The sequence below is a fragment of the Pelagicoccus enzymogenes genome (assembly GCF_014803405.1).
GTDB classification, from domain to species: domain Bacteria; phylum Verrucomicrobiota; class Verrucomicrobiia; order Opitutales; family Opitutaceae; genus Pelagicoccus; species Pelagicoccus enzymogenes.
In genome coordinates this window covers 267913-281508 of the sequence record NZ_JACYFG010000051.1, presented here as the reverse complement: position 1 = coordinate 281508, position 13596 = coordinate 267913, and the positions used below count along the sequence as shown (strand labels likewise).

Genomic DNA, 13596 nt, shown 5'->3' with positions numbered 1-13596 from the left:
AGAAAGCGAAACTGAATTGCGCGCCACCGCGGATGAGCCCGCAGCCCCGCAAACAGTGGAAAAGCCTCTTTAGGCTTCGTCTTCGACCCGGTTCTTCAAATAGGCGATGACGTCCTGGAATTTCTCCTGATTCTCCGAATCCGCAGCGATCAAGTTCTCGTGAGCCTCGAGGCAGAGGCGAGCGTTTTCCAACTCGTTGAGCTGCTTCGCGCTGAGAGCGGTCGTAGCGCCAACTCCCGTCGCAAGCCCCTCCTCACCCGCATCGACTGTGGCAATCCGATGCAGGCCAAGATTCTTCACCAGCTCGAGATTCCTATCGTTGAGCCGAGAAAGCACCAGCGACCCCTTCGGCTCCAAACGTCGCAGCTCCAAAGCGCAACCCGCCAATACGCCAAGAACGGTACTGTCCATTCCCGTACACTGACTGAAATCGAAGACGAAGTCCCTCTTGCCAGCCGCGTAGGAGTTCTTGAGGAATTCCTTGAGAGGAACTACGTTCTGGAAAGAGGCACGACCAGCGATCCGTACGGCGACGGGGGATGAATAAGGATCGACTAGAAAAACAGGATTGTCTTCAGGCATGACTTCAAACGCGCAATATGGGTAACGCAGGTGACGACTCTATGTGATGTTTAGTTGGCCGCTTTGATGATGTCCCGCAAAACATACGGGAGAATACCACCGTTGCGAATATATTCTACCTCAATATCTGTATCCACTCGCACCTTCATTTCAACTTCTTCGACGTCGCCGTTGGCGCGTTCGATAACTGCGGTGAGAGACTGCCCTGGCTTGAGGTCGTCGCCGAGGCCCGGAAGGGAAACGATTTCGCTGCCGTCCAGCCCCAATGACTGGGCGCTTTGCCCGTCGAAAAACTCGAGCGGGAGCACTCCCATGCCAATCAGGTTCGAGCGGTGGATACGCTCGTAGCTACGGGCCACGACCGCTTTGACGCCTAGCAGGTTCGTCCCTTTCGCCGCCCAGTCGCGCGAACTGCCCATGCCGTAGTCGATTCCGGCGAATACAATCAAGGGCGTGCCCCGTTCCTGGTAAACCTTGCTGGCGTCGAAAATGGTGGCCGGCTCGCCTTCCGGCATGACTTTGGTGAATCCGCCTTCCTTGCCGTCCGCCATGAGGTTCTTGACGCGAACGTTTGCGAACGTTCCCCGAGTCATGATCAAGTCGTTGCCGCGACGGCTGCCGTAGGAATTGAAATCCTTGGGCTCCACGCCACGCGACTGCAGGAACTGGCCGGCCGGCGTTTCTGCCTTGAAGGCGCCCGCCGGAGAAATGTGGTCGGTCGTGACCGAATCGCCTAGGATTGCAAGTGGCCTCATGCCCTTGATCGGCTGGATGGAGCCCACTTCCATGGAAAATCCATCGAAGAACGGCGGGCGATGGATATAGGTGGAGCTGTCGTCCCAATCGTAAAGGTCTCCAGTGGAGGACTCGATCTTCAGCCACTCGGGATTGGCGCTTGCCACGTCCGAGTACTGTCGCTGGAACATCTCCGGCTTCAGCCCCTTGGCAACTTCGGCCTCGATTTCAGCATTGGTCGGCCAAATCTCTTTCAAGTAGACGGGCTTGCCATCCTTGTCCTCACCAAGGGGGTCTTCGAAGAGATCGATGTCCACCCGCCCCGCTAGGGCGTAGGCCACTACCAGAGGGGGCGACATGAGGAAGTTCGACTTGATGGAACCGTGCACGCGAGCCTCGAAGTTGCGATTACCCGAGAGAACGGATGCCGCCACCAGCTCGCCCTTGGCGATCGCCGTCTCGATGGGATCGGCCAGCGGTCCGGAATTGCCGATACAAGTCGTGCAACCGTAGCCCACCAGGTTAAATCCGAGCGCGTCCAGCGAGGATTGAAGGTCAGTCTCCGCCAAGTAATCGGTCACCACGCGCGACCCCGGGGCCAAGGAGGTCTTCACCGTGGGAGCGACGGAAAGCCCTTTTTCAACAGCCTTCTTCGCCAGCAGGCCCGCAGCCAACATGACGCTTGGGTTCGAAGTATTAGTACAAGAAGTGATCGCCGCGATCAACACGGACCCATGTCCGATCTGATGACCGTTCATCGCGTCGTCAGATTCGACAGTCACTTTCACGTCGCGATCCGCAGCATCGCGACCGAAACCTCCGTCGCTCGCGCTTTGGGTAAAGAGACGTTCGAAGGCTCCCTTGAGATCCTTGACGTCGATCCGGTCTTGCGGACGCTTCGGGCCCGCCACGCTTGGCTCGATGGAGGACATATCGATATCGACCACCTGCGTGTAGTCGAGCTCGCCCGCAGCCGGAATGCCAAACAAATCCTGGGCTTCGAGGTAAGCCTTCACCGAAGCGACGTGCCGAGGGTCTCGCCCGGTGGATTCCAAGTATTGCAAGGACTTCTCGTCTACCGGGAAATACCCCATGGTTGCCCCATACTCGGGAGCCATGTTGGCGATGGTGGCCCGGTCGGCCAGCGATAGGTTGCGAGCCCCAGCTCCGTGAAACTCTACAAACTTGCCGACCACCTTTTGCTCGCGCAGCACCTGGGTGATACGCAGCGTCAGGTCGGTCGCGGTGACGCCTTCCTTCAGCTCGCCACTGAGATTCACCCCAATCACCTCCGGAGTTAGGAAGTAGACCGGCTGCCCGAGCATGCCGGACTCAGCCTCGATACCGCCAACGCCCCAGCCGACGACCCCTAGTCCATTGATCATGGTCGTGTGCGAATCGGTTCCCACAAGGGTGTCAGGGAAGAAGACCTGCCCTCCCTCCACTTCCTTGGCGTGAACAACCTTCGCAAGGTACTCGAGATTGACTTGGTGGACGATGCCAATCCCCGGCGGAACGACTTGGAAGGTCTCAAACGCTTGCTGGCCCCACTTCAGGAACTCGTAGCGCTCCATGTTGCGCTGAAACTCGATGGCCATGTTTTGCAGGAACGAGTCCGCCGTGCCGGACTTGTCCACCTGCACGGAGTGGTCAACCACGAGATCGACTGGCACGAGCGGTTCGATCATCGACGAGTCCTTGCCGAGATCCGCCACCGCGGAGCGCATGGCAGCCAAGTCCACCAAAAGCGGCACTCCCGTGAAGTCCTGCAGGACAATGCGAGAAAGCACGAATGGAATTTCAACCTTGGCAGGATCTGCGGCGTTCCAGTTAGCCAAGGTCTTGACGTCCTCCTCCTTGACCCGCTTGCCGTCGCAATTGCGAAGCACCGATTCAAGTACGACCCGGATGGATACCGGCAGCTTGGAAATCGGGCCGATTCCGCTCTCCTCCAGAGACGGAAGCGAGTAGTAGTACGACTTGCCGTCGAGGCCAGAGTCAAAAGATTTCAGGGAGTTCAGCGGGTTCGGAAGTTCGCTCATTTGAATCGCGTCGGTCTTTTTATTTCGGAATGGAATTGTGGAAATGCGTGCCTACAAAAACAGGACGGCCCAGTGGAGAGCCGCCCCGGTCAAAGCGTAATCCGCGCCTTAGGCGAGGGCTGCCTTAATTGCGGCAAAGTCAGGAAGCTTCTTGGGATCGTCGCTCGACTCGGAGTAGACGACCTCCCCTTCCTTGTTGATCACAAAGGCGGAACGCTTCGAAACGCCCTTGAAACCGAGAAGGTCTTCGAAAAGCACGTCGTAAGCCTTGGAAACCTCCTTGTTGAAGTCGCTCAAGAGCGGGAAGTTCAAGCCATTCGCCTTCGCAAAAGCTTCCTGGGAGAAAGGACTGTCCACGCTGATGCCGTAAACCTTGGCATCGAGGCTGGAATAGTCCGCCAATGAATCGCGGATGTCGCAAAGCTCAGCTTCGCATACGCTGGTGAAGGCAAGCGGGAAAAACAAAAGTACGGTCGCGGACGAACCGTAGTTTGCGCTCAGCGTGACGTCGGCCAGGCCTTCGTCATTTTTGCTCTTCAAAGTGAAATCCGGTGCCTTAGTTCCTGTCGCTATAGCCATAGTCTTGATGTGTTGTCGTTGGATGATGTTAACGAGGAACCGAAAAGCATTGAGCAATCCCTATGCGGGGCAAATCGAAAGTGAGCCCCAGACCCCGAAAAGCTCGGGAAATTCGACCAACTTCCCTAATTGGGGCTTCACATCGCTGCCCGCCATCCAAGTGCCGCATATCCGCAACCCTTGCCAACGAGCCGCGATCTAACAGCGCCCCTTCCGTGCTCCTCGCCGCCCGCAGCTCCCAAAAACAACCAGAGCCGCTGCAAGCCAAGCCGCAGTCCGCTCCCACGTGCTCTCCCCCGAAGAACGCGGATACCATGAGGTAGAGGTCTTCCATGGCGCCACCCGCGCCCTCAGACTGGAGCAAGCTCAGCCAATAGATCGACGGCCCCCTCTAGCAATCCGAGGGAATCAACGCTTTCGTATTCGTTCATGGATACAACGTAAGCTTCAAAGATGCCGCCCGACGCACCGCCCTAACCCACCACGACCTCAACTTCGACGGAGGTCCCATCTTCTTCAGCCGGCCTTCCCAAGGCGAAATCCCCCTCACTTCCTACCCCCACGACGAAACCAACGCCAACTGGACCTACTCGCACCTCAAGGAGTTCCTCCTCCAAGTTGCCGATGACACCGAAGCTGAAAAGCTCTCCCTCATCGCGCACTCCACGGGCACTCGAGGCCTCTCAAATGCAGTCGCCTCCGCCATGCAAGAACGGCCCGACCCGATAAAACGCTTCGTCGAAACCGCCAGCATCGTGGACGACATCCGAGAACTGCTCACCCACTCCCTACCTGCTCGCTCCCGCTCCTCCCTCAAAGCCATTCGCAACGAGCGTCAGAATCTCGACTACTTCGTAATCCAAGCGGAATAGAGCCGCGATCCAGCCCAAGCCCCTCGCAGGTCGCCCCCTCCCAGCCCCCCCAAAAAAAGCCTCCCTGCAAGGGAATCGAAGCACGCCCCTTCGAGGAACCGCATGAAAGACGCTTGACCTCCAAATATTAATTTTGATTACTCAAAGTATATTGCTTGATTTTGCTAAAATGAAAATTCGACTACTCGCTTCAGCCATCATACTCCTCGCCTTGTCGCAAAGCGCCCTCCCTCGGTCCGGGCAGGAGCACGAACACCGATCCCCGGTCATCGAGCTGGACGCCTTCCAAGTCGTGTCCACGGGTACCCGCAGCGAACGGATGGCCCGCGAACTACCCATCCGCACCGAGCTGCTGGGCGCCGACCTCTTCCTCGCCTCCGGCTCCCGCGATCTGGCTTCCGCCCTCGAGTACATGTCGGGCATCCGCACGGAGGCCAATTGCCAGAACTGCGGCACCGCCGAAATCAAGATGCTCGGGCTCGGCTCGGGCTACAACCGCCTGCTCTTCGACGGCCAACCGCTCTTCTCCGGACTCGCCTCCGTCTACGGCATCGAACACGTGCCCACCGCCTTCATCTCCCGCGTCGAAGTCGTCAAGGGCGGAGCCTCCAGCCTCTACGGCCCCGGAGCCGTAGCGGGTGTGATCAACATCCTGCCCAAGGAGCCCGTAACCAACAAGCAACGCTACGACACCTCTATCGAAAGCGTGGACGGCGAACAGTTCCGCAGCGCCTCCCTCCTGCGCGACTGGTCCTCCGAAGACGGAGACCTGGCTCTATCTCTGTATGGACAATTCAACGACAACGACGCAGTAGACATCAACGGCGACGGCTTCAGCGAGATCACGCAAAAACGCTTCCATACCCTGGGCGCCAACGGTTGGCTCTACCCGACCGAAACAGGCAAACTCAGCCTCAACTACTCCTACAGCTGGGAAGAACGACGCGGCGGCAACGCTCTCGACCTCCTCCCCCACGAAGCCCAAACCACCGAGCAGCTCGAGCACCGCTGGCACCGCGGCGGCATCGCATGGGACAGCTCCTTCAACGAAATCGACTACCGCCTCAGCGCCTCCGCCTCCTACGTGACCCGCAACAGCTACTACGGCGGCGTCGGCTCCGTCGCCCTGCCTGGCCAATCCGACTTCGATGACGAAGCCTACCAAGAAGCCCTCGCTGACTCCAAGTTGCTGTATGGATATTCCGATACGATGCGCTACTACCTCGACACGCTCTTTTCCCAAAGCTTCGGCGAGCACCACTTCTCTTGGGGAGCCCAGTATCAGCTCGACCATGTCTTCGACGAAAAGCGAAACGAACGCGGCAAAGCCCTCCGCTCCAACGGAGAGCTCGCCGACTTCAGCGGCCAAGACCCCATCGCCGACGGATCTTTCGACAACCTTGGTTTCTTCGTACAAGACGAGTGGATACACAAGCAAGACACTACCCTCATCACCGGCCTCCGGCTAGACAAGCATTCCGAAATTGAGAATTGGGTACTCTCGCCCCGTATCGCCCTTCGCCACAGCTCCAGCCCGGACTGGACCTGGCGCGCCTCGATCGCCACCGGCTTTCGAGCTCCCGAAATCTTCGACGAAGACTTTCACATCGAAATCCTCGACGACCCCACCCGCACCCGCAACGCCCACGGTCTCAAAGAAGAAAAGTCGATCTCCTACTCCGCCGGATTCGTCTGGACGCCAAGCTTCGCGGACGACCAATTCCAGTTGGAGGGTGAACTCTACCGCACCGAACTGCGCGACACCTTCAACGTATCCGATATCGTATACACCGCGAGTGACGGCACTGCCTACAAGGAACGCATAAACGCCGGCGGCTCCACCGTGCAAGGCTTCGAGCTCAACGCCGCCTACCGCCTCAGCGAACGCTGGAAAGCCGACCTAGGCCTTACCCACGTCGACGCTACCTTCGACGAAGCCCCAGAAGTCCTCCCCGGCATCTTCGAGAGACGCTACCTCGAAACGCCTCAGTGGAGCGGCGTCGCCAAACTCAAATACGAAAACGAAGAGCTCTTCGACCTCTTCCTCGGCCTCGTCTACACCGGCCCTATGATCGCCGCCCGCGAAGTCGAAGGTACCCTCAACGAATCCACTGAGTCATTCTTCGTCGTCGACCTCACCGCCACCAAGCACATCCACCTCGATGTATTCGGAAAAGAACGACACATCGATCTCATGGCAGGCGTCAAAAACATCTTCGACGAGCGTCAACAAGACATCACCTCCGGCCCCGACCGCGACACCACCTACTTCTATGGTCCCCGTTTTCCCCGCAGCGTCATCCTCCGGGCGGGTTTGAGCTGGTAGCCACAGCAACGCTGTCCAAGCCCTTCTTCCAAATCCAAAAAATCCCGCTCGGGGCGCCCCTAATCCCTATCGGGGCAGACTCTCCATCCTATTCCGACTATAGTCTCGGCTCCTAATCCAATGGGAAGCCTTCCTTCAGAAGGCCCCAACTGAAACGAGCCATGACCTCCCACCTGACCACCTCTCCTTCTCAAAACTTCGGACTCCGCGCCACCGCGATCGCCCAGACCTTCCTCGTCGCCGGAGCCGCAAACGCGCAAACGAACGCTGCCGTCGAAGACACCGACGCCGTAGAGCTCGACCCATTCGCGGTAAAAGGCGACAACTTCGCTCTCTCTTCGCCCAAGTTCACCGTCGCCCTCCGCGACACTCCCCAGACCATCAACGTCATCCCAGAGGAAATCCTCGAAGCGCAAGGAGCTACAAGCCTCCAGGACGTCTTGCGCAATTCCCCGGGCATCACCTTCCGGGCCGGCGAAGGCGGAGCGGCCCCAGGCGACAACCTCTTCGTGCGCGGATTCTCCGCCGCCAATGATATCTTCGTAAACGGCGTACGCGATCGCGGCGAGTATTCACGCGACGCATACAACCTCGAACAAGTCGAAGTCTCAAAAGGCCCAGCCTCTGCCACCTACGGCCGCGGCAGCACCGGCGGATCCGTCAACCTCGTAACGAAACAGGCCAACCTCAGCGAATCCGACAGCCTCTCGCTCTCGCTCGGCACCCACAACCATAAGCGACTCGTATTCGACACAAACTCCGTACTCGACAAGGAAAACGGCATCGCCTTCCGCCTCACCGGCATGGCTACCGACGAGGACGTTCCCGGCCGCGACTTCGTTTACAAGAGAGCTTGGGCCCTCAACCCCAGCCTTTCCTTCGGCCTCGGTAAAGACACCCAAGTTACCCTCAGCTACGAAAAGCTAAAGCAAGATGACATGGCTGACTTCGGCATGTGGACCGGCTTGTTCGGCAACCCTCAAGTCTCGTATTCAAATTTCTATGGCTATCCTGATCGCGACTTTTCAGAAGTAGACAACGACCGTGCCACCCTATCCATCGGACACAACTTCGCCAACGGCCTTACCCTGCGTAACGTGTCTTCCCACTACACCTCGAAGACGGACGCAATCTATACCGCGCCCGCAGGGCCCAACGACAGCACCACCGAAGGCTACATCCGCACCAGCGACAAGGCGAAGGACAAATACAACGAAAACCTCGCCAACCACACCACCCTTTCAGGATCCTTCCGCGTCGGAGAGCTCACCCACTCCTTCTCCACTGGCATCGAGCTCAACAGAGAAACCGCCGACAATTTCTCGCATCACTCCATTTCGCCCGACCCCGAACGCAATGCCATCGATCCCTACTCCGACGGCCCCTTCACCTTCACTCCCAACGAGCGTAGCGGACGCGTCCGTAGCGGAACATCGGATACAATTTCCCTCTACGCCTTCGACACCCTCTCCATCGGAGAAAAATGGCAAGCCAACGCCGGCTTGCGTTGGGAGAGCTTCGACTCCGACTACCTCGACTCCACCAACGGCGTCGCCACCTCCGAGCTCTCCCAAAAAGAAGAGATGACCAGCTACCGCTTCGGACTCGTCTACAAGCCCCTTCGCGAAGGCAGCCTCTACTTCGGTGCCGGAAATTCCTTCAACCCTACCGCCGAAAACTTCTCGCTTAGCGACTCCGAAACTTCCAGCTCCAACGTGAACCTAGATCCGGAGGAAACCAAAACCCTCGAGCTCGGCACCAAATGGGACCTCTTCGAAAGCCGAGCTTCTTTCGCTGCTGCCGTCTTCCAGTCCGAAAAGCACAACGCCCGGGCCAGCCTCGGCGGTCGTGGCACCGAGTACACCAACCTTGGCAAACAAAGTGTCGAAGGCTTTGAGCTCGGCCTATCCGGCAAAATCACCGACCGCCTGTCCGTATTCGGTGGATACAGCCAGCTCGACACCGAGATTACCGACTCACCAAACCTCGACGAAATCGGAACCGAACTCTCCTACTCGCCCTCCGAATCCTTCAATCTCTGGCTCGACTATCAGGCCACCCCAAAACTCAGCTTCGGCGGCGGCGCCACCTACTCCGGCTCACAAGCATACAGCTCCAGCGTCGAAGCCCCTGACGACGCCTCCTACTGGCTCATGGACCTGACCGCAAGCTACGTCCTCAACGACCGCCTTTCCTTCCGCCTCAACGTCGACAACGCCGCCGACGAGCGATACATCGAACGCGGCAGCTCCAACCGCTCCGTCCCCGGCGCCTCCCGCTCCGCCAAGCTCTCCGCCTACTACAAATTCTAGGCCCAGAAACACTCACATCTCAGAAAGCACACGGGCGCCCTGGTCACTCAGGGCGCCCCCTTTCGTTCTTCCCCTCTCCCTCCAACGCCCGAAGCACATGCTCATCTCCATCCCAAATCTACTCAGTCTCGCACAAATCGCCACCTCCCGCCGGCTCCTCGAAACCGCCAATTGGGTCGACGGAAAAGCATCCGCCGGCCACCAAGGGGCCAAGGTCAAAGACAACGCCCAACTCCTCCCCGAAGACCCAGCCGCCCAGCAAGTCGGCGACCTCATCCTCCATGCCCTCGGCAGCAATCCCCTCTTCATGGCAGCCGCCCTGCCCCTGCATATCCTGCCTCCCATGTTCAACAGCTACTCCGGCGGCCAAACCTTCGGCACTCACGTGGACGGCTCCATACGCGTCATCCCCGGAACCCAAAAACAAATCCGCACCGACCTCTCCTGCACCGTATTCTTCGCCGACCCCAACGAATACGCAGGCGGCGAGCTCTGCATCGAAGACACCTACGGCACCCAACGCGTCAAGCTCCCCGCCGGGCACGCGATCCTCTACCCTTCCACCAGCCTGCACCACGTCACTCCCGTCACCGAAGGCACCCGCCTCTGTTCCTTTTTCTGGATACAAAGCATGGTCCGCGACAACAGCCAACGTTCCATGCTTTTCGACATGGACATGGCAATCCAACGCCTCGGAGCCGACCACCCCGAGCATCCCTCCAACGTCCAGCTCACCGGTGTCTACCACAACCTCCTCCGCCAATGGGCCGAGATGTAGAGCAACCAACGGGAGGGAAGCAGCCTTCGCAAGTCCGCCATAGTTCAAGGAGCGACGCGATTTCTTCCAACTACCAAGAGGCAAAAGCCGCCATGAACCGCGGCCACTCCCTCGCAACATCCTCTGCCCTCGCCGAAGCAATAGACGCCTACTCAGAAGCTATCCGAATTCTCGATACGCTCCCCCCTTCTCAGGAAACGAGCAATTCCCTCGGAGCCGCCCTTATGAACCGTGGGCAATTGCTGCACCAATGCCACGGTCTCGAACAAGCCGAACGCGCCCTGCAAGACTTCCAACGAGCCGCCCGTCTGCTCACCCCGCTAAAACGAGCCACCTGGCCCCGCCGCAACCTAAACGGCGTCCTTCTCAACCAAGCCAATCTGCTGCTTGACCTCCAACTCCCCAGCGACGCCCTCCATGTTGCCAACACCGCCATCGAAACCGTTCGCTTCGAGCGCCACGCCGACCCGACCGACACCGAACTCGCGGTCCTAGCCGCCCGTTCCTACTGCGACGCGGTCGGTCAACTCCTTCCCACACTCCCTCCACCCGAACAAGACAGGCTCGCCCAACAAGCGAATAAGCATTCGCAAAGCGCCCTCGCCCACATCCGCGCTCTACGTCCCTACCTCCCCCACGAACCCTTCGCCCAAGCCAGCCAACGCCTATTCCACTTCGGCTGCCTTCTCCTCGCTACTCTCCTCCCGGCTGAACTCCCCCACCTCATCGCCCACCACTTCCAAGATCTTCAAGATGAGAGAACGCGTACCCAACTCATCAATACATCGCGAGAAGCCATCCAGCTGGCTCTGCAAGAGATCAGCAAAACCGCCAAATCCCCGCACACCAGCCCCCAGGATCAAGACAGCCTTGCCCAACTCTCCCAACGCCTCGGCGAGCTCCACCAGCAACTCCCCTTTCTTTAGTTGGACGACAGACAAAGCCGGCACCGGCCGCCACTCGAAGGATAGGAGCAGTCTAGCCCTGGCCTTCACTTGATTTGCGAACGAACCAAAAAAATCCCTCTTGGAGCATTCAGAATCCCTGACGGAGCGGCGGGCGAGCCACCCCTTGCGCTATTCTCCGGCCTCTTGTCCCGCTGCGCACGCCAGCGCCGCCGTACACAAGCAAGCACAAACTGGATTCAAAAATGAACTACCTGAAAACTCTCCTCGCAGGAAGCGCCCTCGGCCTCGCCGCCACAGCCAGCGCCCAAAACAGCGTCGACGCGCCCGTCACCGGCGACCAAGCCTTCGAGCTCAGCGGCTTCACCGTCTTCGGCGACCACTACGACACCATCGGAGCCGCCACCCGCCTCCCGCTCTCCGACCGCGAGACGCCGCAAACGATCAGCCTGATCGACAGCTCCCGCCTCGAAGCGGAATCCATGTACAACATGGACGACGTCATGCGCAACGTCACCGGCGTCAACGTCTCCATGTACGACACGCAACGCCCGCTCTACTTCTCCCGCGGCTTCCAGATCACCGACTTCCAAGTCGACGGCATCCCCACCTACAGCGGCGACACCAACCAAGAGTTCGACACCGCCCTCTACCAACGCGTGGAAATCCTCCGCGGCGCCAACGGGCTTTTCAGCGGCTCCGGCAAGCCCTCCGGCACCGTTAACCTCCACCGCAAGCAAGCAGGCAAAACCTTCGCCGCCTCCGTCACGCAAACCGTCGGCTCCTGGGATTACTTCCGCACTCAAGTCGACGTGAACACCCCCATCACCGCTGACGGCAAATTCCGCAGCCGCTTCGTCGCCGCCCTAACAGACCGCGACAGCTTCCGCGACCGCTACCACGAGGACAAGCTCGCCTACCTCGCCACCTTCTCCGCCGACCTCGCACAAAACTCCACCCTCACCTTCGGCTTCCAACGCCAAGACAACGAGCCCACCGCCTCCGTCTGGGGCACCATTCCGCCGCTGGCGGCCGACGGCACGCCCTCCGAGCTTCCGCACACCACCAACTTCGCCACCGACTGGGCCTACTGGCACCGTCACTCCAGCACCGCCTTCGTCAACCTCGAGCACCAGCTCAACAACCGCTGGCAGCTCAAGGCCGCCCTCAACCACACCACTGGCGACGAAGAAAGCCTCAGCACCTACGCCAACGCCTACGCTGAAACCTGGCTCAACAAGGAAGACGGCTCCGGCGTCATCATCACCGGCTACTCCTGGGACAGCTCCGACGAGCGCAACAGCATCGACCTCTACCTAAACGGCAAATTCGACCTCTTCGAGCGCGAGCACGACATCGTCTTCGGCACCAGCCACGCCGAGTACGAAAGCATCGCCCTCAACACCGCCTCCGGCTTCGCAGGCACTCCCTGGAACTACGCCATAGACAACTTCTACACCTGGGACGGCAGCGCCGAGCCCGCCATGGAACTCGCCTACCTTCCCGGCCAAGGCGTCGTCCGCACCAAGCAAACCGGTATCTACTCCTCCACTCGCCTCCGCCTCACCGACGCCTTCTCCGCAGTCCTCGGCGGCCGTATCACGAAATGGGATACCATCGACTACGGACGAGACGACGCAGGAGCAACCGCCTTCGTAAACAGCCAATACGAGATTGACAACGAGTTCACTCCCTACGTCGGCTTCACCTACGACCTGAATCAAAACTTCACCTTTTACGGCAGCTACACCACCATCTTCGAGCCGCAGGATAGCGTCGACGCGTCCGGAAACATCCTCGGCCCCGTCGAAGGCAACAACTACGAGATCGGCCTCAAGTCCAGCTTCGCCGAAGGTCGCGCCACCTTCACCGCCGCCCTCTTCCAAACCGAGCAAGACAACTTCGCCGTCGCCGACCCGCTCAACCCGGATCCCCTCGAGAGCGGCAAGTTCCCCAGCATCGGAGTCGACGGCACCAAAGCCGAAGGCCTCGAACTGCAGCTCAGCGGCAAGGTCACCGACGACTGGTCCATGATTTTTGGATACACCCACAACAACACCAATCGCCATGCAGGCGACCCCATATGGACCAACCTCCCCGAAGACCTCGTGCAGCTCTCCACCCACTACCAGTTCCCTGGAGAGTGGAGCCGCCTCGCCATCGGCGGCGGAGCCACCTGGCAAAGCGAGATCATCGGCAGCCAATTCATCCCCGGCCAAGGAAACGTAGAAATCAGCCAAGGCGCCTACACCCTCGTGAACCTCCACGTGAACTACGCCATCAACGAGCGCTTCTCCGCCACCCTCAGCGCCAAGAACGCCCTCGACGAGATCTACCTCGCCAACCTCGACTACCCGCAATTCGGCGAGCCGCAAAACTTCCTGCTCTCCTTCAAGTGGAAGTACTAGCTCCCAAGTAATCTCAACCAAGGTGGCGCGGCTTCTCCGAAGACGCCCTTCTCAGAA

At 59.3% G+C, this 13596-nt stretch carries 9 protein-coding genes and 1 pseudogene; 7 read left to right on the top strand and 3 right to left on the bottom strand.

From position 1 onward, the window contains the following. Nucleotides 1-69: 69 nt before the first annotated feature. The 3 genes from IEN85_RS19970 to IEN85_RS19960 all read right to left on the bottom strand — a co-directional run bounded on the left by IEN85_RS19970 (nt 70) and on the right by IEN85_RS19960 (nt 3938). Nucleotides 70-582 (bottom strand): STAS domain-containing protein, encoded by a 513-nt coding sequence (locus tag IEN85_RS19970; protein ID WP_191618871.1) that lies wholly within the window; start codon nt 580-582, stop codon nt 70-72. Between the two features lie 50 nt (nt 583-632). Beyond that, nucleotides 633-3359 (bottom strand): aconitate hydratase AcnA, encoded by a 2727-nt coding sequence (gene acnA / locus IEN85_RS19965; RefSeq protein ID WP_191618870.1) that lies wholly within the window; start codon nt 3357-3359, stop codon nt 633-635. Between the two features lie 108 nt (nt 3360-3467). Beyond that, on the bottom strand, nt 3468-3938 hold the full coding sequence (locus IEN85_RS19960) for a redoxin domain-containing protein (protein WP_191618869.1): 471 nt from the start codon (nt 3936-3938) through the stop codon (nt 3468-3470). 407 nt (nt 3939-4345) lie between these two features. Here IEN85_RS19960 and IEN85_RS25035 point away from each other — a divergent pair. The 7 genes and pseudogenes from IEN85_RS25035 to IEN85_RS19930 form a co-directional block, all read left to right on the top strand. Further along, a pseudogene (locus IEN85_RS25035) lies at nt 4346-4615 on the top strand (alpha/beta hydrolase); the annotation flags it as partial. A gap of 27 nt (nt 4616-4642) precedes the next feature. Then, a complete protein-coding gene (locus IEN85_RS24710) occupies nt 4643-4810 on the top strand; it encodes a hypothetical protein (RefSeq protein ID WP_263597557.1) in 168 nt (55 codons plus the stop codon). A gap of 169 nt (nt 4811-4979) precedes the next feature. Then, complete coding sequence (locus tag IEN85_RS19950) at nt 4980-7136, top strand: TonB-dependent receptor plug domain-containing protein (RefSeq protein ID WP_191618868.1); 2157 nt, start codon at nt 4980-4982, stop codon at nt 7134-7136. A 161-nt stretch (nt 7137-7297) separates the two neighbouring features. After that, nucleotides 7298-9448 carry a TonB-dependent receptor gene (locus IEN85_RS19945; protein WP_191618867.1) on the top strand — a complete coding sequence of 717 codons (2151 nt, stop codon included), beginning with the start codon at nt 7298-7300 and terminating at the stop codon, nt 9446-9448. 97 nt (nt 9449-9545) lie between these two features. Further along, nucleotides 9546-10226, top strand: a complete 681-nt coding sequence (locus IEN85_RS19940; RefSeq protein ID WP_191618866.1) for a Fe2+-dependent dioxygenase — start codon at nt 9546-9548, stop codon at nt 10224-10226. Continuing rightward, a complete protein-coding gene (locus IEN85_RS19935; RefSeq protein ID WP_191618865.1) occupies nt 10211-11152 on the top strand; it encodes a tetratricopeptide repeat protein in 942 nt (313 codons plus the stop codon). The genes IEN85_RS19940 and IEN85_RS19935 overlap by 16 nt, the downstream gene beginning before the upstream one ends. A 224-nt stretch (nt 11153-11376) precedes the next feature. After that, entirely contained in the window at nt 11377-13539 is a 2163-nt protein-coding gene (locus tag IEN85_RS19930) for a TonB-dependent siderophore receptor (RefSeq protein ID WP_191618864.1), read from the top strand. Nucleotides 13540-13596: the final 57 nt, after the last annotated feature.

Bases quoted from the DNA above. Each gene is read 5' to 3' on its own strand.
- IEN85_RS19970 (WP_191618871.1), bottom strand. From the start codon at position 582: ATGCCTGAAGACAATCCTGTTTTTCTAGTCGATCCTTATTCATCCCCC.
- acnA (WP_191618870.1), bottom strand. From the start codon at position 3,359: ATGAGCGAACTTCCGAACCCGCTGAACTCCCTGAAATCTTTTGACTCT.
- IEN85_RS19960 (WP_191618869.1), bottom strand. From the start codon at position 3,938: ATGGCTATAGCGACAGGAACTAAGGCACCGGATTTCACTTTGAAGAGC.
- IEN85_RS24710 (WP_263597557.1), top strand. From the start codon at position 4,643: ATGCAAGAACGGCCCGACCCGATAAAACGCTTCGTCGAAACCGCCAGC.
- IEN85_RS19950 (WP_191618868.1), top strand. From the start codon at position 4,980: ATGAAAATTCGACTACTCGCTTCAGCCATCATACTCCTCGCCTTGTCG.
- IEN85_RS19945 (WP_191618867.1), top strand. From the start codon at position 7,298: ATGACCTCCCACCTGACCACCTCTCCTTCTCAAAACTTCGGACTCCGC.
- IEN85_RS19940 (WP_191618866.1), top strand. From the start codon at position 9,546: ATGCTCATCTCCATCCCAAATCTACTCAGTCTCGCACAAATCGCCACC.
- IEN85_RS19935 (WP_191618865.1), top strand. From the start codon at position 10,211: ATGGGCCGAGATGTAGAGCAACCAACGGGAGGGAAGCAGCCTTCGCAA.
- IEN85_RS19930 (WP_191618864.1), top strand. From the start codon at position 11,377: ATGAACTACCTGAAAACTCTCCTCGCAGGAAGCGCCCTCGGCCTCGCC.